At 72.4% G+C, this 18,949-nt stretch carries 20 protein-coding genes and 1 pseudogene; 14 read left to right on the top strand and 7 right to left on the bottom strand.

Going from position 1 to position 18,949, the window contains the following annotated elements:
- The first annotated feature begins 78 nt into the window (after positions 1 to 78).
- From OG386_RS37960 to OG386_RS37975, 4 genes are all read left to right on the top strand, one after another.
- The gene (locus tag OG386_RS37960) at positions 79 to 459 is read left to right on the top strand and encodes a BlaI/MecI/CopY family transcriptional regulator (protein WP_328791880.1); all 381 of its coding nucleotides are present in this window, start codon (positions 79 to 81) and stop codon (positions 457 to 459) included.
- Positions 456 to 1,415, top strand: a complete 960-nt coding sequence (locus OG386_RS37965) for a M56 family metallopeptidase (RefSeq protein ID WP_328791881.1) — start codon at positions 456 to 458, stop codon at positions 1,413 to 1,415. The genes OG386_RS37960 and OG386_RS37965 overlap by 4 nt, the downstream gene beginning before the upstream one ends.
- A 247-nt stretch (positions 1,416 to 1,662) precedes the next feature.
- Positions 1,663 to 2,049, top strand: a complete 387-nt coding sequence (locus tag OG386_RS37970; protein WP_328791882.1) for a MarR family winged helix-turn-helix transcriptional regulator — start codon at positions 1,663 to 1,665, stop codon at positions 2,047 to 2,049.
- 133 nt (positions 2,050 to 2,182) lie between these two features.
- Positions 2,183 to 2,665 (top strand): hypothetical protein, encoded by a 483-nt coding sequence (locus OG386_RS37975; RefSeq protein ID WP_328791883.1) that lies wholly within the window; start codon positions 2,183 to 2,185, stop codon positions 2,663 to 2,665.
- Between the two features lie 128 nt (positions 2,666 to 2,793).
- Here OG386_RS37975 and OG386_RS37980 read toward each other — a convergent pair whose 3' ends face one another.
- From OG386_RS37980 to OG386_RS37990, 4 genes and pseudogenes are all read right to left on the bottom strand, one after another.
- A complete protein-coding gene (locus OG386_RS37980) occupies positions 2,794 to 3,453 on the bottom strand; it encodes an MSMEG_1061 family FMN-dependent PPOX-type flavoprotein (RefSeq protein WP_328791884.1) in 660 nt (219 codons plus the stop codon).
- A 255-nt stretch (positions 3,454 to 3,708) separates the two neighbouring features.
- Positions 3,709 to 3,963: pseudogene (locus OG386_RS47065) on the bottom strand (ornithine cyclodeaminase family protein); the annotation flags it as partial.
- 22 nt (positions 3,964 to 3,985) lie between these two features.
- On the bottom strand, positions 3,986 to 4,648 hold the full coding sequence (locus OG386_RS37985; RefSeq protein ID WP_328791885.1) for a CBS domain-containing protein: 663 nt from the start codon (positions 4,646 to 4,648) through the stop codon (positions 3,986 to 3,988).
- 91 nt (positions 4,649 to 4,739) lie between these two features.
- The gene (locus OG386_RS37990) at positions 4,740 to 6,161 is read right to left on the bottom strand and encodes an MBL fold metallo-hydrolase (RefSeq protein WP_328791886.1); all 1,422 of its coding nucleotides are present in this window, start codon (positions 6,159 to 6,161) and stop codon (positions 4,740 to 4,742) included.
- A 185-nt stretch (positions 6,162 to 6,346) separates the two neighbouring features.
- On the opposite strand from OG386_RS37990, the gene OG386_RS37995 reads away from it, so the two are divergent.
- From OG386_RS37995 to OG386_RS38030, 8 genes are all read left to right on the top strand, one after another.
- Entirely contained in the window at positions 6,347 to 7,423 is a 1,077-nt protein-coding gene (locus tag OG386_RS37995) for a zinc-dependent alcohol dehydrogenase family protein (RefSeq protein WP_328791887.1), read from the top strand.
- A gap of 32 nt (positions 7,424 to 7,455) precedes the next feature.
- Positions 7,456 to 8,133, top strand: a complete 678-nt coding sequence (locus OG386_RS38000; RefSeq protein WP_328791888.1) for a helix-turn-helix domain-containing protein — start codon at positions 7,456 to 7,458, stop codon at positions 8,131 to 8,133.
- Positions 8,130 to 8,891, top strand: a complete 762-nt coding sequence (locus OG386_RS38005; RefSeq protein WP_328791889.1) for an HAD family hydrolase — start codon at positions 8,130 to 8,132, stop codon at positions 8,889 to 8,891. Before OG386_RS38000 ends, OG386_RS38005 begins: the two co-directional genes overlap by 4 nt.
- Positions 8,888 to 11,287: a glycoside hydrolase family 65 protein gene (locus OG386_RS38010; RefSeq protein WP_328791890.1), complete on the top strand. Its 2,400-nt coding sequence runs from the start codon at positions 8,888 to 8,890 to the stop codon at positions 11,285 to 11,287. The genes OG386_RS38005 and OG386_RS38010 overlap by 4 nt, the downstream gene beginning before the upstream one ends.
- A 143-nt stretch (positions 11,288 to 11,430) precedes the next feature.
- Positions 11,431 to 11,931 carry a flavodoxin domain-containing protein gene (locus tag OG386_RS38015; RefSeq protein WP_328791891.1) on the top strand — a complete coding sequence of 167 codons (501 nt, stop codon included), beginning with the start codon at positions 11,431 to 11,433 and terminating at the stop codon, positions 11,929 to 11,931.
- Positions 11,932 to 11,974: 43 nt separating this feature from the next.
- Positions 11,975 to 12,571, top strand: a complete 597-nt coding sequence (locus OG386_RS38020; RefSeq protein ID WP_443053261.1) for an Rv1733c family protein — start codon at positions 11,975 to 11,977, stop codon at positions 12,569 to 12,571.
- Positions 12,572 to 12,612: 41 nt separating this feature from the next.
- Positions 12,613 to 13,530, top strand: a complete 918-nt coding sequence (locus OG386_RS38025; protein ID WP_328791893.1) for an ABC transporter ATP-binding protein — start codon at positions 12,613 to 12,615, stop codon at positions 13,528 to 13,530.
- A complete protein-coding gene (locus OG386_RS38030) occupies positions 13,527 to 14,348 on the top strand; it encodes an ABC transporter permease subunit (RefSeq protein WP_328791894.1) in 822 nt (273 codons plus the stop codon). The genes OG386_RS38025 and OG386_RS38030 overlap by 4 nt, the downstream gene beginning before the upstream one ends.
- 78 nt (positions 14,349 to 14,426) lie before the next feature.
- On the opposite strand, the gene OG386_RS38035 is transcribed toward OG386_RS38030, so the two are convergent.
- From OG386_RS38035 to OG386_RS38045, 3 genes are read right to left on the bottom strand one after another with little or no spacing between them, the layout of a single operon-like run.
- Positions 14,427 to 15,419 carry an Acg family FMN-binding oxidoreductase gene (locus OG386_RS38035; RefSeq protein WP_328791895.1) on the bottom strand — a complete coding sequence of 331 codons (993 nt, stop codon included), beginning with the start codon at positions 15,417 to 15,419 and terminating at the stop codon, positions 14,427 to 14,429.
- Positions 15,416 to 16,051, bottom strand: coding sequence for a CBS domain-containing protein (locus tag OG386_RS38040; RefSeq protein WP_328791896.1), 636 nt, complete (start codon positions 16,049 to 16,051; stop codon positions 15,416 to 15,418). The genes OG386_RS38035 and OG386_RS38040 overlap by 4 nt, the downstream gene beginning before the upstream one ends.
- A 34-nt stretch (positions 16,052 to 16,085) precedes the next feature.
- Positions 16,086 to 16,811, bottom strand: a complete 726-nt coding sequence (locus OG386_RS38045) for a CBS domain-containing protein (RefSeq protein ID WP_328791897.1) — start codon at positions 16,809 to 16,811, stop codon at positions 16,086 to 16,088.
- Positions 16,812 to 17,060: 249 nt separating this feature from the next.
- On the opposite strand from OG386_RS38045, the gene OG386_RS38050 reads away from it, so the two are divergent.
- Both OG386_RS38050 and OG386_RS38055 read left to right on the top strand, forming a co-directional pair.
- Positions 17,061 to 17,969: a universal stress protein gene (locus OG386_RS38050; RefSeq protein ID WP_328791898.1), complete on the top strand. Its 909-nt coding sequence runs from the start codon at positions 17,061 to 17,063 to the stop codon at positions 17,967 to 17,969.
- Positions 17,966 to 18,847 carry a universal stress protein gene (locus tag OG386_RS38055; RefSeq protein ID WP_328791899.1) on the top strand — a complete coding sequence of 294 codons (882 nt, stop codon included), beginning with the start codon at positions 17,966 to 17,968 and terminating at the stop codon, positions 18,845 to 18,847. Before OG386_RS38050 ends, OG386_RS38055 begins: the two co-directional genes overlap by 4 nt.
- Positions 18,848 to 18,949 lie beyond the last annotated feature (102 nt).

Here is an 18,949-nt window from a genome sequence, read left to right on the forward strand (position 1 = left end):
CCGTAGAGTTAGATAAGGCAAACCTATTTTTCGACGGACCGGGCGTACCGTCCGGGGCGGCAGCAGGGCGGTAGCGGGATGGTGGAGGACGGCGGGGACGCGAGGCGTCCGCACGGCGAACTCGTCGCGGACGTGCTGGCGGTTCTGTGGGCGGCGGAGCAGCCCTTGACGCCGCAGCAGATCAACGCCGCGCTCGATCGGGACCTGGCCAGGACGACGGTGACGACGATCCTCACCCGCCTCTACGACAAGGGGACGGTCGTACGGACCCGCGAGGGCAGGGGCTTCGCCTACGCCGCGGCGGACGACGCCGCCGGGCTGGCGGCAGGCCGGATGCGCCGCGAACTGGAGCGGGAGCCGCAACGCGACCTGGTGCTGAAGCGGTTCGTCTCCTCGCTGTCCGGGGACGACGAGGAAGCGCTGCGGCGTCTGCTCCTGGAAGCCGGGGACGGCGAATGACCCTGGTCCTGGCCGTGGTCATGCTGACCGTGGTGCTTCCCTGGGCTGCGGTGCCGGCCACCCGTCGGCTGGCCGTGCTCCTGCCGCCGAGAGAAGCGTGCGCTGCACTGACCGGGGCTGCTCTTCTGCTGGCCGGAGGCACCGTCGCTGCGCTCATCGGCCTGTTCCACGTGCCGTTCCTCGCCTCCCTGGAGCAGATCCCGCTGTCGCGGGCGGCTGCCGAATGGCCGGCCGTGGTGCCGGTGGCGGCGGTTGCCGGTGCGGTGCTGGCCTTTCAGGCGGTGCTGATGGTCCGCCGCTGGTACGAACGCCGCGCGCTGCTCGCCCGTGCCTGGGCGTCCACCGGCGACGCCGTGCCTGATGGTGATCTTCTGGTCGTACCGGATTCCGAGCCGCAGGCGTTCGCGCTTCCGGGATGGCGGGGGCGCAGCGGCCGGGTCGTGGTGACGGCGGGCATGCTCAAGACCCTGGGCCCGGCGGAGCGCGAGGTGCTGCTCGGCCACGAGCGGGCCCACCTGACGGGCCGCCATCATCTGTGGTCCGTCACCGCCTACCTGGCCGCCGCGGTGCACCCCGCCCTGCGGCCCCTGCGCCCGGCGCTGGACTTCCACCTGGAGCGGTGGGCTGATGAGTCTGCGGCTTCGGCGGTGGGCGACCGGCGGCTGGCGGCGACCGCGATCGCGCGCGCGGCGCTGGCCGCCGCGTCCGCCGAGAAGGCGGGCAAGGGTCGTGGTCCTCTGCTGTCGGTGAGTACGGGGCCGGTCCCGCAGCGGGTCGAAGCCCTGCTGCAGCCGGTCCCGGTCAGGCCTCGGGCGCGCCGGACGCAGGCGGCCGTGGCCGGACTGGTGACGGCGGTGGCGGTCTCCGCCCTGCTGGGTCTGGTTCTGGCGTACGGGCTCCACGAGTACGTGGAGTCTGCCGCTCGGGACCTACTGGCTGACCGGGCCGCAGAGTGACGACGTCAATGTAGACCAATCGGCCGGGTGTAAGTAAGCTGAGACGAGGTTTGCTTCACCTGGCCCTCCGGGCCCGGCGCTCCGGGTGGTTCCGGAGCCGACGTGCTCCGCGTGTCCTGGGTCGGAGGTGACATCCCCCTTCCCGGCGATTGGACGCGACGTGTACGACAGGGGGAGCGGGTCGTCGAGTCCCTCCGAGCAGACCGTGCACCTCCTGGCTGCGGCGGGCAGGGCCGCGGACGCGCTGATGACCGAGCGATTGAGCGCGGGCGGGCTGAGCGCCTTGCACCAGTCGGTCCTCAGGACGCTGGCCGAAGGGGGGCCGCACGCCCGGCGCGATCTCGCCGCTCACATGGACGCGCCGCCGGCAGACGTCTCGCGGGTGATCCGCGATCTCCTGGCGCAGGGCCTGGTGCAGGGCATGGTCGTCAACATCGGCGGGCGCCACGAGGTGGTGGCGCTCACCCCGACCGGTACGGCGGCAATGACGACGACGCAGGACGACATGAACGCGGTGCAGGACGTCCTGCTGGCGTCCCTCACGAAGGGTGAGCGCACCCAGCTGCACTACCTGCTCCGGCGGGTGTGCGCGACGGCCGCCCGGGCCGGCGCGGTGCGCTCGGCTTCGTCGTAGGTCGGCGCGCATCGAGTCCTTCGCGCCGCACGGCCGTGCGATTCGGCAGTACGTCCTGCGGGCATGATTGCCACCTGTTCGGGGGCAACTACCGGGAGGGGAGCGCCAGATGGCGTTCGGAAGCAGCATCGTCATGGATCAGCCGAGAACGATGTTCGCCCACGTGCTGAGTGTGCGGGGAGTCGCCGTGGTGGTCACCAATCACCGGGTCCAGCCGCTTCCCCTGCGGCCCGTGGAAGGCAGCGGCACGGGCAGGATCGTCTGCGCGGCATGCGGCGATCAGTTCCTGGTGACCGTCCACAGTTGCGCCCGCACCACCTCCGGGCGAGTCCGCTACTTCGTCCTCGGCCTCATCGGCCTGGCCCTCGCCGCCTTGCTGCTCTGGCTGACCTTCGACGTCGGCATGCAGCCGGACGGCCCGGACACCGGCGCGGACCCGGACAGCGCCTCCTGGTACGGATACACCGGCATAGCCGGTGTCCTGCTCCCCGTCTTCGGCCTGGGCTACCTCATCAACGCCCGCAAGTACGACGGCGTCGGCAAACTCCGCCGCATCGGCGAGGACGGCACCACGTCCCTCCGCACCGCAGGGCACAAACTGCTGCCGAGCAAGTAGGAACACCTCCTGAGCACTGCCGACTGATCACCAGATCGCGCAGGCCCCACCCCGCGGCTGGGTGGTGCTCCGCCGACGACCGCAGTCAGGGCACCGGGGCGGCGGCGCTCCAGCTGCTGGTCGGCCGTTTACTCGTACCGGTACTTCAGCGAATCCGCCTCCGCCCGCTCGATGTCGGCGAGCGTCAGTTCCGGCATCCGCAGCTGGGCCAACGTCACCTCGGCCGAGGTCGGCTGGGCGTCCGCCGGCAGCCACTGCTCCGGCTTCCAGGCCCCGCTGCGCAGGAGCGACTTGGGGCAGTGCGGGTAGACCTCGTCGATCCCCAGCACCAGCGCACTGGCCGGCGGCTTGCCCACGGCGGTCAGCTGCGACAACAGCTCCGGGCGGGTGGAGACCAAGGCCCGGCCGTTCACCCTGAGCGTCGTGGTGCGCCCCGGGATGACGAACAGCAGCCCGGCCCGCCCGGTGGCGACGACGTTCCGCAGGGTGTCCAGACGCTTGTTGCCGGTCGCGTCCGGTATCGCCACCGTCCGTGAGTCCAAGACGGCGACGAACCCGGCGGGTCCGCCGCGCGGGGACACGTCACAGTTGCCCTCGGCGTCCGCGCTGGCGATCAGGACCAGTGAGGAGCATCCGATCAACCGCCGCGTCTGCTCGGTGAGTTCAGTCATCTGCTTGCGTACGGCCGTGTCCTTGGGCAGTTCGTAGACCCGGCGCAACGCGTCCTGGTCGGGCAGGGCGTCGAGGCGGAGCGAGTCGAAGGCGCTGCTGACAGTGAATGGCGTCATGCCCCCCGACCCTAAGGGGCGGACCTGCGACCGATCTTGGTGGGTGAGTACCGGGATGTCGAGACGGTTGCGCGAGTCGGCTGGTGCGTGGAGATCGAACAGGCCCGGCCGGGTGCTCCGGGAGGTCCACGCGCGCTGGGCAGGGCCTGGCGGACCGTGGGTTCGCCGCCCGCGCGCAGCGGCGCCAGTGGGTCGTGACAGGAGATCGAGGGTAGCTCCGGTGCCCGCTGCATCGGCTTGCCGGAAGGCCAGCCAGCTCAGGGCCAGGTCTTGCCAGGGCAGGCCGACCGGGGCGTAGGCGGTGAGTTCCCGGCCGTGGGAGCGGGCGACGGCTTCACCGCGGATGACCTCTCCGAGCGAGGCGGCAGCCGTGGAGGAGGGCAACCCGGCGTTGGCGGGGGCGCCGTGCGTTGCGACGAGCGCGGCGTCGTCGACGATCAGTCGGGCGGCGAGGAGGACTTCGGGGGCGACTTCCTGCTTTCCGGGTTCGTCGGCGCTCCACCGGGTCAGTGATCGCTCGCGTCGTGGGTCGTCAGGAACTGCCGGCTCCGGCGCAGTGGTTGAGGCGGCAGTGGACGTCCACGACGCCCTCGACGGAGCCGGTGAGGCGTTCGGCCAGGGGGATCAGGTCAGGCTCCTTCACCTCGCCGGTCAGGGTGGCGATCCCTTGGGCCACGGTGACCTCGACGGCTCTACGGGAGAGGGGGAAGAGGCGGTCCACGACGGTGCGGCGGATCTCGGTGGCGAGTTCCTCGTCGGTGCGGAGGAAGATCTTGAGGAGGTCGGCCCGGCTGACGATGCCCTTGAGGGTGCCGTCGGCGTCGACGACCGGGAGGCGCTTGATGTGCCGGTCGGCCATGAGCCGTGCGGCCCGGGGCAAGGTGGCGTCGGGGCGGATCGTGACGGCCGGGGTGGTCATCAGGTTCTCCGCGCGGGTGGAGCCGGCCTTGGCGGTGTCGCCGAGACGGCGCATCTGCTCGATCAGGCCCGGGCGGTGCTCGTGGAACTCCTCCTTGGGCAGGAGGTCGGCCTCGGAGACCACGCCGACGACGCGGCCCTCGCCCTCGACGACGGGGAGGGCGGTCACCTTCCACCGCTCCATGGCGGCGGCGATGTCCTTGAAGCCGGTCGAGGGGGTGACGGCGATGACCTTGGCGGTCATGACGTCGGCGACGGTGTACGGGGTGGAGGTCATGGCAGGTCCTCAGTGTGTGTACGGGTGCGGGCGGGCGGGATGCCGCTGCCGTGCGGCGGCGGGTCCGGGAGCGGGGCGGAGGGCGAACGGGTCAGCGGACCAGGACGGCCTCCCCGGATCTCGGTACGACGGCCGTCCAGCCCAGCTCGTGGTCGATCCGGTCGCGCAGGGTCTCGGAGGCGCTCTCCTCGCCGTGGACGAGGTAGGTGGTGTGCGGGGGAGGGGCGGCGCGCAGCCAGTCGATGATCTGGTCGGCGTCGGCGTGGGCGGAGAAGTGCGGAACGTCGGCGACCTCGGCGCGTACGGGGACGTACTCACCGAACATCTTGAGCGTGCGGGCGCCGTCGACGAGGTCGCGGGAGCGGGTGCCCGCGGCGGCGAAGCCGACGATGACCACGGCGTTGCGGGGGTCGGGCAGGATCCGGTGGAGGTGGTGCAGCACGCGGCCGCCGGTGGCCATGCCGGCGGACGACACGATGACCGCCGGCCCGGTGGATTCGTTGATGTCGATCGACTCCTGGACGGTCCGGGCGGCCAGGAAGGGCTCCGGGCTGATCGCCGCCTCGCCCCGGACGAGGATCTCGGGGCGTAGCTCGGGGGAGCGGGTCCGTACGGCGTCGCGGTAGACGTCCAGGGCGGCCAGGGCCATGGGGCTGTCGACGTAGACGGGTACGTGGCGGGGCAGGGTGCCGTCGCTGCGCAGGGCGGCCAGCTCGTGCAGGACGACCTCGGTGCGGTCGATCGCGAAGGCCGGTACGACCACGGTCCCGCCCCGGGACAGCGCGCGGGTGATCACCGAGGCGAATTCCCAGTGGGCGCTCTCGTGGTCGTGGCGCCGGTTGCCGTACGTCGACTCCATCAGCAGGACGTCGGCGCCGGAGAACGGCTCGGGCGGCAGCAGGAGCGGGTGTCCGGGTCGGCCGAGGTCGCCGCTCACGGCGAGGGCGTGGCCGTCCTCCAGGGTCAGGTGGGCCCAGGCGGAGCCGAGGATGTGACCGCCGTGGTGCAGCACCAGCTTCGTGCCGGCCGTGATCTCGACCTCACTGCCCACCGGTACCGGGTCGAAGAACTTCACCGTGTGGTCGACGTCGGCATCGTCGTAGAGCGGCTTGGCGGGCCGGTGCTTGGACCAGCCGTGCTGGTTGGCGTGCTCGGCGGCCTCCATCTGCAGGCGGGCGCTGTCGCGGAGCACGATCTCGGCGAGGCGGGCGGTGGTGGCACTGGTCAGGATCGGTCCGCGGAACCCGTGCCGGACCAGGCGCGGCAAGTAGCCGCAGTGGTCCAGGTGGGCGTGGGTGATGACGACGGCGTGGACGTCCGAGGCATCGCAGACAAGCCCGCCCCAGTTGCGGCGCCGCAGGTCCGCGACACCCTGGAAGAGTCCGCAGTCGACGAGGATCCGGGCGTGGTCGCTCTCGACCAAGAACTTGCTGCCGGTGACCGTCCGCACGCCGCCGAGGAACCTCAGCAGGGCGGGGCGGGCGGAAGCGGGGGGCGGGGTTGATCGGGTCATGGCAGCAGCCCTCCTTTCGGGACGGACGCCGGTCTCCACCGTCGCACCGGACCGGTCCCTCGGAAGGGGCCCGACCGGTCCCCGGTAGGGGCCGACCGGCCCAAGCGGAACGCGGGCGCAGCGGCACAGCCTGGCGGTGATCCCTCCCGAAGCACACCCCGAAGCACACACAGAGAGGCCGCGCCATGAAGGCTCTCGTCTTCCACGGGCCCGGGCAGACTTCCTGGCAGGACGTACCGGACCCGTCCGTCAAGGACGCCGCCGACGCGATCGTCCGGGTCGACGCCGTCACCATCTGCGGCACCGACCTGCACATCATCAAGGGCGACGTCCCGGACGTGACGCCCGGACGGATCCTGGGCCACGAGGCCGTCGGAACCGTCGTCGAGATCGGCGGCGACGTCCGCAGCGTCCGTCCCGGCGACCGCGTCCTGATCTCCTGCATCTCCGCCTGCGGCCGCTGCCGCTTCTGCCGCGAAGGGCACTACGGCCAGTGCCGCGGAGGCGGCGGCTGGGTCCTGGGCCACACCATCGACGGCACCCAGGCCGAATACGTGCGCGTCCCCTTCGCCGACCTCTCCGTCCACCCGCTGCCCAGCGCCCTGGCCGGCCACGACGCCGTACTGCTCGCCGACATCTTTCCGACCTCCTACGAGGTCGGCGTGCTCAACGGCAATGTGCGCCCGGGCGACACCGTCGTCGTGGTCGGTGCCGGACCCATCGGCCTGGCCGCCATCGCCACAGCACGGCTCTACAGCCCCGGGCGGATCATTGCCGTCGACCTCGCCGCCTCCCGGCTCGCCGCCGCGCGCGACCTCGGCGCCGATGCGACCGCGAGCGCGGACGAGGAGCCCGAGCGGCTGGTGGAGGACCTCACCGACGGGCTCGGGGCGGACGCGGTCATCGAGGCCGTCGGCGTGCCCGAGGCGTTCGAGATGTGCACCCGCATGGTCCGCCCGGGCGGGCGGGTCGCCAACATCGGGGTCCACGGCAAGCCCGCCGTCCTCCACCTCGAAGACCTGTGGATCAAGGACGTCACCATCACCACCGGCCTCGTCGATACCCACTCCACCCCCATGCTGCTCCGCATGATGGCCGCCGGCCGCCTGCCCGGGGCCGCGATGGTCACCCACCGCTTCGAGCTGGACCAGATGGAAGAGGCGTACGACGTCTTCTCCCGCGCCGGCGAAACCGGCGCCCTCAAGGTCGTGCTCGGCGGACCGCAGCACGACACGGTCGCCGTACCGCCGCAGGAGCAGTGAGTGCCGTGAGTGCCGCGAGTCCCGTGCCGAACATGCCGAGCACCACACCGCAGGAGGCCGGCAGGACGGCGGGACGCACCGACCTGGGCCGCCGGCTGGCGGCCCGCCGCGAAGCCCTCGGGCTGAGCCGCGACGAACTGGGGCGTCGGTGCGGAGCCGACGGCCGTTACATCGCCTACCTCGAAGAACACGCCGCCAGTCCGGCCATCGGCACGCTCCTGCGGATGGCCGACGCACTCGGCGTCACCGTCGACGACCTGACCGGCGCCGGCGCCGAGCGCGTCGCCGGTCGAGCGAGCGCCCGCCGCGGCAGTGCGCTCGTAGCGCTGGACGAGACCGAATGCCGACGGCTGCTCAACACGCACGGCGTGGGCCGCATCGCCATCTTCACCCCCGAAGGCCCGGCCGTTCTCCCCGTCAACTACCTCACCGCAGGGCCCGACATCGCCTTCCGCACCTCCACGGAAGCCGTCACGGCCACCGCGGCAGGTACCGAGGTCGCCTTCGAGATCGACAACATCGACGACGTGACCGCCACCGGCTGGAGCGTGCTGGCGGTGGGCGAACTGGACGCCGTCACGGATCCGCACGAACTCCACCTCCTCGACACCACGGCCCGGTCCCGTCCCTGGGCCGGCGGCCCGCGCAACCACTGGATGAAGCTCACCCCGGCTCGGATCACCGGCCGTCGCGTGGTGCACGACCCATGATCGACCTGCGCGCGGTCGTCTTCGACACCGACGGAGTGCTCCTGGCCACGGCGGACCGCCACGCGGCCGCCTGGAAGGAGACCTTCGACGGCTGCCTCCCCGAGTGGCAGCCACCGCACGCCGGTGCACGACCGCGCCCGTTCGATGCCGTCCGCGAGTACCGGGACCTGGTCGACGGCCGCTCCCGCCTCGACGGCGTACGCGCCTTCCTCACCGCCCGCCACGTCGACCTCCCGCCCGGAACGCCCGAGGACCCGCCCGGGTGCGCCACCGTCCACGCGGTCGCCGCCCGGAAGGAGGAGGTCTTCTCCGCGATGGTGCGGACCGAAGGAGTCCGTACCTTCGACGACGTGCGGCCCGCACTCCGGGCACTGCGGGAGAAGACGATCCGGTGCGCAGCCGTCTCGGCTTCCCGGCACGCCCGCTCCCTCCTGGAATCCGTAGGACTCATCGGCTACTTCGACGCCCTGGTGGACGGCCAGGACGCGGCCGCGCTCGCCCTTCCGGGCAAACCCGACCCCGCGCTCTTCCTCGAAGCTGCCGGCCGGCTCGACGTCACTCCCGCGCACACCGCCGTCGTGGAGGACGCGCTCGCGGGCGTCGATGCGGGGCGCCGGGGCCGCTTCGGCCTGGTGGTGGGGCTCGACCGCGAGGGCGACCTGCGCACGAGGGACGCCCTGCGCACGTACGGCGCCCGGCTCGTCCTCCCCGACCTCGGCGGACTGCCCGCCGCCCTCGAAGGGGGCCGCCGCCCGTGAACACGCCCTGGTGCTGGGAGTACCACCGCTACGACCCCAAGACCGAGCGGCTGGTCGAGTCCCTGTGCGCCCTGGGCAACGGCCGGTTCGCCACCCGCGGTTCAGCCCCCGAAAGCGTCGCCGACGGCATCCACTACCCGGGCACCTACCTCGCCGGCTGCTACGACCGGCTCACCTCCACCATCGGCGGACGGACGGTCTCCAACGAGGACATGGTCCGGCTGCCGGACTGGACCGCCCTGCGGTACCGCTGCCTGCCCGAGGGGGCACCGCCCGGCGACTGGCTCACGCCCGACCACCCGGCCCTGCGCCACAGCCACGTATCGCTGGACCTGCGCGCCGGTACGCTCAGCCGCCGGATGCTCTTCCACGACGTCGAGGGCCGCCGCCTGGGCGTCACCCATACCCGCCTCGTCCACATGGGCGACCCGGACCTGGCGGCGCAGCACACGCTCTTCAAGGCGTACGGCTGGAGCGGCAGGATCGAGATCGAGTCCGTACTCGACGGCGACGTCACGAACGCGGGCGTCGAGCGCTACCGTGCACTGGCCGGGCGGCACCTCGTCGAGCACCGGGCCGGGGTGGAGGCGGAGGGCACCGCCTGGTCGTCCTGCACCACCAGCACCTCACGGGTTCGGATCGGGCTCGCGGTCCGGACGACAGTGCGTCCGCTGGCGCCGATGGGTAGGGCGTGCACCGCAGCCACCGCCACCCAGAGGCTCGTCCTGCCGATCAGGCGGGCCGCCCCGGTCGTCGTCGTGAAGACCGCTGCCCTGTGCACCTCGCTCGACCGTCCCCCGGCCGATCCCGTGGGCCGGAGCATCGACCGCGCCTCACACGCACCGGACTTCGACCGCCTGCTGGCCTCCCATCGGGCCTCCTGGCAACGCCTTTGGAAGGAGGGGGAGTTGGAGGTGCCCGGCGAGACCGGCCGAGTGCTGCGACTGCACGCCTTCCACGTCCTGCAGACCCTCTCGCCGCACACCGCGGAGCTCGACGTCGGCGTTCCGGCCCGCGGCCTCCACGGCGAGGCGTACCGGGGGCACGTCTTCTGGGACGAGCTGTTCGTCCTGCCCTACCTCGCCCTCCACCTCCCCGAGACCGCTCGAGCCCTGCTGATGTACCGGCACCGACGGCTCCCCGCGGGCCGGGAGGCCGCCCGCCGAGCCGGGGCCAAGGGAGCGATGTTCCCTTGGCAGAGCGGCAGTTCCGGAGCCGAGGAGACGCAGCGGCTGCACCTCAATCCGCGCTCCGGCCGCTGGCTGCCCGACCACTCCCGCCTCCAGCGCCACGTGGGATCGGCCATCGCCTGGAACGCGTGGCGGTACGGGCGAGCCACCGGTGACATCGGCTTCATGCACGGCCCCGGAGCCGAACTCCTCCTGCACGTAGCGCACTTCTGGGCCGACGCGGCGACCTGGGACATCGGCCTCGGCCGCTACCGGATCCGTGGCGTCGTCGGCCCGGACGAATACCACGACGCCTACCCGGACGCCGCCGCTCCCGGCATAGACGACAACGCCTACACCAACGTCACCGCCGCGTGGGTGCTCGCCCGCGCCCTCGAACTGTACGGGGAACTCCCGGCGGCCCGGCGCGCCGAGCTCCTCGCGCACCTCGGCATCGGCCCCGACGAGCTCCGCTCCTGGGAGGACGTCTCGTACCGCTTGTACGTGCCGTTCCACCAGGACGTGATCAGCCAGTTCCACGGCTACGGAGACCTCGCCGAGCTCGACTGGGACGGCTACCGCGCCCGATACCACGACATCCGCCGCCTGGACCGCATCCTGGAAGCCGAGGGCGACACCCCCAACCGCTACCAGGCGTCCAAGCAGGCCGACACCCTCATGCTCGGCTACCTCTTCCGCCCCACCGAACTCGAATCCCTGTTCACCCGCCTCGGATACCGCCTCGACGACGACCTCTGGCGCAGGACGGTGGCCCACTACCTGCGGCGCACCTGCCACGGCTCCACGCTCAGCAGTCTCGTACACGGCTGGGTCCTCGCCCGGCAGCAGGGCCCGGAAGCCTGGCGCTACTGCCAGGAAGCCCTGCTCGGCGACATCACCGACGTCCAGGGCGGCACCACCGGCGAAGGGATCCACCTCGGCGCCATGGGCGGCACCCTCGACCTCGTCGAGCGCGGCATCGTCGGACTCGAACCCCACGGCGACGGCCTGCACATCGACCCGGTGCCCCTCTCCGAAGTGCCCGGGTCCTCGTTCTCGATCTCCTACCTGGGGCACCGGGACGTCCGCATCAGGTTCCGGCCCGGCCGGCTCGGCATCAGCGTCCCCCCGTCGCTCCTGGGCCCGGTGCCCGTCGTCCTGCCCGGCGACCGGAAGGAAGGTGTTGCCGCGGGCCAGGAGCGGTGGTTCTGGCTACCCAAGGGTTGAACCGGCAACCGCCGCGGTCGGTCGGCAGCCGCCGCGCGGAGGACCGAACGGCCCCCGGAGGGATCCGTCCGGCCCAAGCGGACCGGCAGCCGGCCGCGTGACAGTGGGACCAGGCCCCACTACGGAAACAAGGAGCACCCGCCATGAGCACCAAGCGAGTCCTGGTCGCCTACGGCACCAAGCACGGCGCCACCGCCGGCATCGCCGAACGGATCGGCGAGACCCTGCGCGAGGACGGTCTCGACGCCGTCGTGCTGCCCGCCGAGGAGGTCCACGACGTTCGCGCCTACGACGCCGTGGTCCTCGGCGGCTCCCTCTACGCCGGCCACTGGAGCAGCAAGGCCAAGCACTGTGCCGAACGCAACGCCGACTCCCTGCGGCACCGGCCGGTGTGGATGTTCAGCAGCGGCCCGCTCGACCGCTCCGCCGAGGAACACGACATTCCCCCGGTCGCCGCGGTCGCCCGGGAGATGCAGTTGGTCGGAGCGCGCGAGCACGTGACCTTCGGCGGCAGCATCACGGCCCGCACCCCGGGCTTCCTCGCCGGGGCACTGACCCGCCAGGGCAAGGGCGGAGACTTCCGCAACCCCGAGCGGATCCGGAAGTGGGCCCACCACATCAGCGCCGAGCTCGTCACCGCCTGAAGGGACGGGCCCGGCTCGGCACGGACCGGCACGGAGGCGCGCCATGCACCGACGGAAGAGGGGGACGAGGGGCAACCCCCTCAGGCGTGCGGCCGACCGCACCCGGACCCGTATGCACGCCGCCTTCGCACTGACCTGCCTGCTGGCGGTCATCGCCGGCCTCGCCCTCGGGCGGGCCGTTTGGACGGACGGCCACCGTGCCGCTGAGGACACCGCGCGCCACCGGCGCACCGTGACGGCGACCACGGTCGGCGGGACCACCCTCCGAGCCGGTGACCGGCCGAGCAGTCCGCCGCTCACCGTGGCCACCGCCACCTGGTACTACCCCGCCCACCGCACGCACACGGAAGCCGTCCCCGTGCCGGCAGCGACCCGCAGCGGTGAAACGGTCCGCGTGTGGGTCGACGACGACGGCCGGGCGGCCACCGCGCCGCCCGACCGGGCCCACATCGCTCTGAACGCGGCGGCAGCCGGCGCCGGTGCGATGGCCGGGACCGTGCTCGTCGGCGGCGCCCTCGTCGCCGTGCGCCTGCGCATCGTGGACGCGCGCAGCGGACGGTCCTGGGAAACCGAATGGGCGGGCATCGAGCCCCTGTGGTCCGGCCGCCTGCGGCCCGGCCAGGGTGCCGGCGATGACTGAGACCTCGGGCGGGTCTCCCGCCGCGGGCCCAGACTGAAACCATGCGCGACGGGCCGGTGATCGAGCTGACGGGGCTGACCAAGAGGTACGGACCCGTGAGGGGAATCGACCGCCTCAGCCTCACGGTGGCACCGGGCGAGGTGTTCGGCTTCCTCGGGCCGAACGGCGCGGGGAAGACGACCACGCTGCGATGTCTCACCGGCCTGCTCCGGCCCAGCGGGGGACGGGTGCGGGTGCTCGGGCTGGACCCGATCGCCGACCACCGCCGCGTGACCCCGTACCTGGGCTACCTGCCGGGTGAACTGCGCCTGTACCCGGAACTCTCCGGGTCGGAAACGCTCGACCTGCTGGCGGCGCTGCAAGGAGCTCCGGTGCCCCGTCGCAGCGAGCTGTGCGATCGGCTGGGGCTGACGCCCGCGGTCCTCACCCGCCCCGTCGGAGGTTACTCGCGGGGCATGAAGCAGAAGCTCGGGCTGGTGCAGGCGATGCAGCACGATCCGCACCTGATGGTGCTCGACGAACCGACCGAGGGGCTCGACCCGTTGGTCCAGGAGACGTTCTTCGCCCTGCTGGGCGAGGCGGCCGCAGCCGGACGCACCGTCCTGCTCTCCAGCCACGTCCTGCCGGAGGTGCAGCGTACGTGCGGGCGCGTGGCGATCATCCGGGACGGACGACTGGTCACGGTCCAGAGCGTGGCCGGCCTGCGCGAGGCCCGTGCCCGACGGATCAGGCTGTCCTTCGCGGACGGGCGGGGGGCACGGCCACTGGGCGGCGCCGAGCGCTGGGCCCCGCACTGGCAGGGGGACCGGGTGGAGCTGCTCGTACCGCCGAGCGAGGTGGTGGGGGCCCTGCGCACCCTGCTCGCACTGGCGGTGGTCGACATCACGGTGGAGGAGGCCGGGCTGGACGAGGCCTTCATGGACCTGTACCGCGACGGTGACGGGCGGGAGGAGCCGTGAGACGGCGGTGGCCGCTGTTGTGGCTCGCCCTGTACCGGCGGCGCCGGATGCTGGTCGCCCTGCTCGTCGGCATGGTCGTCTTCGAGGCGCTTATCGTGGTGGTCGCCCATGCGATTCCTCCGGGGCAGCTCTTCTCGGCGGGCGGGAAGGGACCGCCCTCGGCCTACCGGGCGTTCAGCGGGTCCAGCGGTGACGTGTCGATCGCCAGCTACGCCGGGCTGCTGGGCGCCGGCCTCACGCACCCGTTCTGGATCGCCATGCAGCTCACCGCGATCGGTTCGCTCGCCGCGGCCGCCGTGGCGGCGGACGTGGAGTCCGGGACCGTGGAGCTGGTGATGGTGCGGCCCGTCAGCCGGACCCGGCTGCTGACCGAACGGACCGCCGCCCTGGTGCTCGCGGCGTTGGCCCTGAACGCGGCTGCGACCCTCACGGTGGCGGTGGGGGTGGCGCTGTCACCGGACATCCGCCGTGCGGTGCCGATCGGCGGGGTGTTCGCCGCAGGGGTCATGGGCCTCGGCTTCGCCCTGTGCCTGATCGGGCCGGCGATGGCCGTATCGGCCGGGGGACGACGACGGGCCCAGGTGATCGGCGCGACCATCGCGATCGGAGCCGTGGGATTCGCCGTCAACTTCATCGCGCTGGCGTGGGGGCCGGCGGCCCCGCTCAGGTTCCTCAGCCCGTTCCACTACTACGCCCCCGGCGACGCCCTGGCAGGAGGCGGCGTGCTCTGGCCCCAGCTCGGGATCCTGGTCGGCGTGGGGACGCTGGGCGTCCTGCTGGCCGATGTGCTGCTCCGGCGCCGCGATCTCGCGCCCTGAACGGAGCCGCAACGAAGCGGAGCGCAACGAACCGCGTGCCAAGGGGGGCATCCGCCGCCTTCCCCGCCCCCGGACTCCCTACTCCCGGATCTCCAGTACCTCGGTCACCGGGCGGCGGGGCGTGGCGGGCCCTACGGGTCCGTAGCCGAGGCGGATGACCATCTGTACGTGTCCCATGGCCGCGACCGGATCACGGACCGTCCACCGCAGCTCGGGCCATTCCAGGGGCTGGGACGTCATCGAGGTGGCCAGGCCGTCGGCCGTGGCCTGGAGCAGGACGCGCTCCATCGCCTGGCCGCCGTGCAGCCAGTCGATCCTCGTGTCCCCCGAGGTGCTGAGCAGGGCCAGCTGCGGCCGCTTCTCGAACACGGCCCAGCCGCGATCCGGCACCGGCCCGGCTCGACCGAAGTCGCGTACGGGTGCGGGGCCTGCGGAACTCTTCGGTCCGAACGCGGCGGCGGGAATGCCGTCGCGACGCCTTCCCGGAGCGCCCTGCACGGGGGAGGCCCAGGCCGCGGTCTCCGCCCGGACGAGCGGATCGATCTCCTCGCGGTGTTCTGCGTCCCGGACCAGGCCGAGCACGGTGTCCATGTGCCACGCGTCCGGGACGGTCAGCCGGCAGCCCTCCAAGCGGGCCGCGGCCACCAGGCCGTCCAGCAGTGCGGAGGGTACCGGCTCGTCGCCGAAGGGGTACCGGCTGGTGCGGCGGCGCCGGACGGCGCCGTGCAGGGAGGCCAACGGATGGTCCTCCCCCGCCGTTTCGTCGACGGCCACCGTGGCGAGCAGCCACGGTTCGCAGTCGTCCGGCAAGAGCCGTACGCGGACGGGGAGGCCGTTCCGGGCCGCGGACACGCGCAGGTTGAACAGCGCCGCGGCGCAACCGAGGTGGAGGGCACGGTGGTTCGGGTCGGTCCGCGTCATGGCGCGGTCCGGATCGCCGTACAGGGCCAGGGTTCCGCTACCCGCACGGAACACGAACTTCCAAGGCTGGGCGTTGTGCATGGACGGGGCGGTGACGGCGTCGTCGACGAGCCGGGCCACGGTGGCGGGGTCGAGAGGTGTGGCGGTCATGGGACTGGTCCTGTCTGTGCGGCCTCGTTCGTGCTGGGTGCCGGGGTGGTGAAGTCCGCCTTGACGTCCACGACGCCCGGTACGCTGCCGGCGGCGCGCACGACGACGTCCTCCATCGCCGGGTCCGGCAGCGATCCGTGCAGGTAGGCGACGCCGTTGGCCACATGGACGTACACCTCGACGGAACCGTGCGGGACCAGCTGGTACGCGATCAGCTCGCGGACCTCGGCGCCGATGTCAGGGTCGGGGCGCAGGAAGACCTTGAGCAGGTCGCCGCGACTGACGACGCCGGCGAGGCGACCGTCGCCGTCGACCACGGGAAGGCGCTTGAGGTGTCTGCGGGCCATCAAACGCGCCGCGGTGGGGATGGTGGCCCCTCTCGTGACGGTCACGGCCGGGCGGGTCATCAGCTGCTCGGCGGTGGTGTCGTGGGCCGCGCCGGGGCCTTGGGCCGTGATCAGCAGGTCGGCTTCGGAGACGACGCCGGCCACCTTTCCGTCCTCGGCCAGGACGGGGAGCGCACTGACGTTCCACATCCGCAGCGCTTCCACGACGTCCTTGAACGCGGTTCCCCGCTCGACGGAGATCGCGGCGTGCGTCATGACGTCCTCGACGGTGCGCAGGTGCTTCATGGCTGCGACTCCTTTCGTGCGGTCCGGCCCCGCATCACCACGGCATCGCGCGGCGGGCGTGGTCGGCGTGAGTGGTTGCCGTGTCGTCGGTGCGCGCGGTGACCCGTGATGCCACCGCGACGACCCCGTCGAGGCGTTCGACGAGGCTGAGCAGCGCAGCGAGCTGACTCCGCAGCTCGACACGGCCGTCCAGGGTGACGATGCCGTCCACCACGTGGACCTCGACGTCATCGGCCGGCACGCCCAGTACCTCCACGAGGACCTCGTCGGTGACGCGTCGGCGTATCTCGGAGTCCGGGCGCAGGAACGTGCGGAGCAGGTCCCGGCGGGTGACGATGCCGACGAGCCGGTCCTCCACGTCCACGACGGGGAGGCGTTCGATGCTCCGACGGGTCATCAGCCGCGCGGCGTCGGCCACCGTGTCTTCGGCGTGGACGGTGACCGCGGGCGAGGACATGACGTCGCCCGCGGTGGGCGGTCCCGTCTCCGAGCCGTTCCACCGGGAGGAGTGCAGGCCCTCTGAGCGGAGGTCCCCTGAGCGGAGGTCCTCTGAGTGGGGGTCCTCTGAGTGGGGGCTCGCCGTGTGGGCCAGCAGGTCCGTCTGGGAAACGACGCCCACCACGCGGTCCTCGTCGTCCAGGACGGGGACTCCCGAGATGTCGTACTGGGCGAGGAGCTTCGCGACGTCCTTGAAGGCCGTGACCGGGGCCACGGAGACGACCTCGTCGGTCATCAGGTCCGCCACCTTGATGCGCTTCATGAGGCCCTCCTGCTCTGCCGCGCCGCGCGAGGCTGGTGTCCGATGTCGGGTGTGCCCCCACCCTCCACCGACCCCCGCCCACGGATCGAGGGCCGAACGGTCCCGTCCCGGGCCGCAACGGTCCCGGACGACCCGGAGGACGATGGGGACCTTTGGCCCCCTCGGCTGTCCCGGGCGGCCCTCTTCCCGGCGCACCGACGGTGGCAGCGTGAGTGGTGTCCTTCATCGGATCCTCTGTTGGGAGGAATCGTGGAAAACACATTCCGCACCCCGGACACCAGCTCGGTCATTGTCGGCGTGGACGGCTCGGAGTCGGCGCGCAGCGCCGCCCAGTGGGCTGCCGAGGAGGCGGTGCGCCGTGACCGTCCCCTCCACATCGTCTACGGGGCCGACACCGACGGCAGGACCCTGTACCTGACGGCGGAAACCGTCGAAATGGTCCGCTTCAACGGTCGTGAGCTGCTGGACGACACGGCGAAGGCCGTGGCGGTCGAGTACCCCGGCCTGAACGTGACCACCGAGTTCAGCCGGGCGGACGCCGTCACCGCCCTGCACCGGGCCGCAGGTCTCCACGGCACGGTCGTGGTGGGCAACCGGGGCCTGGGCGGATTCCACTCCCTCCTGCTCGGATCGGTGGGGCTGGGCACCGCGGCCATCGCCATGACCCCCGTCATCGTCGTCCGGGGCAACCACGGGGCCGAGGAGACCGGCACGGTCCTCGCCGCCGTGCGCGACGAGCACGACGTCCAGATCGCCCGGTACGCCGCCCGGGAAGCCGAGCTGCGCAAGGCCTCCCTGCGGCTGCTGCACGTGTGGAACATCCTCCAGTCCGTCGGCGAGGTGGTCAGCATGCTCGACGGCGTCGACGAGATCGCGAGCGGGCACGAAGAGACCCTGCGGGCCGCCACGGACGTGATCCGCGGCGAATTCCCCGACCTGGACGTGCAGGCCGACGCGGAGAAGAGCATCTCCGTCGCCGGAGTCCTGGTCGAGGCGTCCCGCCACGCCGACCTGCTCGTCATGGGCGGCCGCCGGGCGCCCGGGCCCCTCGGGCTCGCCCCCAACCTGGGCAAGGCCACGCACAGCCTGCTGCACCACGCGCACTGCCCCGTCCTCCTCATCCCCCGGACCGGCAGCGATTTCGGGAGCCGGGCGTGAACGGCCACCAGCCGGGAAGGCACGGCATCGTCGTGGGCATCGACCCGGATCGGGAGTGGCACCTTCCGCTGGCCTGGGCCGCCGACGAAGCCCACCGGCGCAGGCTCCCGCTGCGCCTGGTCCTCGCGGTACCGCCCCGGCACGAAACCCATCACGTCGGCGACGCTCCCGGGCAGAACGACACCCCCGACCGGATCGCCCTGCGGCGGGCCGCGGCCGACCTGCTCGAAGCGGCATGCGACTGGGTGCGCGCCCGCCACCCCGAGGTGAGCGTCACGGGCGAGCTGCTGGGAGGTTCTCCCGCCCGGGTCCTGGGCGGCGCGGCTCGGGACGCCCGCATGATCGTCCTGGGCTCCCGGCACCTGAGCCGCACCGCGGAGTTCTTCAGCGCCGGCTCGCTCGTGGTGCCCGTCACCGCCCAGGCCCGTTGCCCGGTCGTCGTCGTGGGCGACGCCGAGCACATCAGCCAGCAGCCGCCCTACGTCGTCGTGGGGATCGACGGCAGCCCGTCCGCCACGGACGCGCTGGCCTTCGCCTTCGACGAGGCCGACCTCCGGGGGGCGACGCTGCGCGTCGTCCACGCGTGGCAGCCGCCGCTGATCATGCTGGACGCCGAGGAGGAGGCACTGCGGGCCCGGCACACCCTGCTCTCCGAGGCCACCGCCGGCCTGTCCGAGAAGTACCCGGACGTGCACGTGACGCACGAGGTCCTCACCGGCCACCCGGTCGAGGAACTGGCCCGGGCCGCCGAGCACGCCCTGGCCGTCGTCGTGGGCCGTCGCGGTCGCGGCGGATACACCGGCATGCGGATCGGCTCCGTCGTCCACGGCCTCCTGCACCGGGCGCACTGCCCGGTGATCACCGTACCCACCGGCTGACGCGGGCCGAGGCCGACTGCTGACTGCTGACCGCTGACCGCTGACCGCCGACCGCCGATCGGCCCGGTACGGTCGCGACGAGTGGGAAGGTCCTCCGGCCCG

It is taken from the genome of Streptomyces sp. NBC_00273 (assembly GCF_036178145.1).
Lineage (GTDB): Bacteria > Actinomycetota > Actinomycetes > Streptomycetales > Streptomycetaceae > Streptomyces.

Bases quoted from the DNA above. Each gene is read 5' to 3' on its own strand.
- OG386_RS37960 (WP_328791880.1), top strand. From the start codon at position 79: ATGGTGGAGGACGGCGGGGACGCGAGGCGTCCGCACGGCGAACTCGTC.
- OG386_RS37965 (WP_328791881.1), top strand. From the start codon at position 456: ATGACCCTGGTCCTGGCCGTGGTCATGCTGACCGTGGTGCTTCCCTGG.
- OG386_RS37970 (WP_328791882.1), top strand. From the start codon at position 1,663: ATGACCGAGCGATTGAGCGCGGGCGGGCTGAGCGCCTTGCACCAGTCG.
- OG386_RS37975 (WP_328791883.1), top strand. From the start codon at position 2,183: ATGGATCAGCCGAGAACGATGTTCGCCCACGTGCTGAGTGTGCGGGGA.
- OG386_RS37980 (WP_328791884.1), bottom strand. From the start codon at position 3,453: ATGACGCCATTCACTGTCAGCAGCGCCTTCGACTCGCTCCGCCTCGAC.
- OG386_RS37985 (WP_328791885.1), bottom strand. From the start codon at position 4,648: ATGACCTCCACCCCGTACACCGTCGCCGACGTCATGACCGCCAAGGTC.
- OG386_RS37990 (WP_328791886.1), bottom strand. From the start codon at position 6,161: ATGACCCGATCAACCCCGCCCCCCGCTTCCGCCCGCCCCGCCCTGCTG.
- OG386_RS37995 (WP_328791887.1), top strand. From the start codon at position 6,347: ATGAAGGCTCTCGTCTTCCACGGGCCCGGGCAGACTTCCTGGCAGGAC.
- OG386_RS38000 (WP_328791888.1), top strand. From the start codon at position 7,456: ATGCCGAGCACCACACCGCAGGAGGCCGGCAGGACGGCGGGACGCACC.
- OG386_RS38005 (WP_328791889.1), top strand. From the start codon at position 8,130: ATGATCGACCTGCGCGCGGTCGTCTTCGACACCGACGGAGTGCTCCTG.
- OG386_RS38015 (WP_328791891.1), top strand. From the start codon at position 11,431: ATGAGCACCAAGCGAGTCCTGGTCGCCTACGGCACCAAGCACGGCGCC.
- OG386_RS38020 (WP_443053261.1), top strand. From the start codon at position 11,975: ATGCACCGACGGAAGAGGGGGACGAGGGGCAACCCCCTCAGGCGTGCG.
- OG386_RS38025 (WP_328791893.1), top strand. From the start codon at position 12,613: ATGCGCGACGGGCCGGTGATCGAGCTGACGGGGCTGACCAAGAGGTAC.
- OG386_RS38035 (WP_328791895.1), bottom strand. From the start codon at position 15,419: ATGACCGCCACACCTCTCGACCCCGCCACCGTGGCCCGGCTCGTCGAC.
- OG386_RS38040 (WP_328791896.1), bottom strand. From the start codon at position 16,051: ATGAAGCACCTGCGCACCGTCGAGGACGTCATGACGCACGCCGCGATC.
- OG386_RS38045 (WP_328791897.1), bottom strand. From the start codon at position 16,811: ATGAAGCGCATCAAGGTGGCGGACCTGATGACCGACGAGGTCGTCTCC.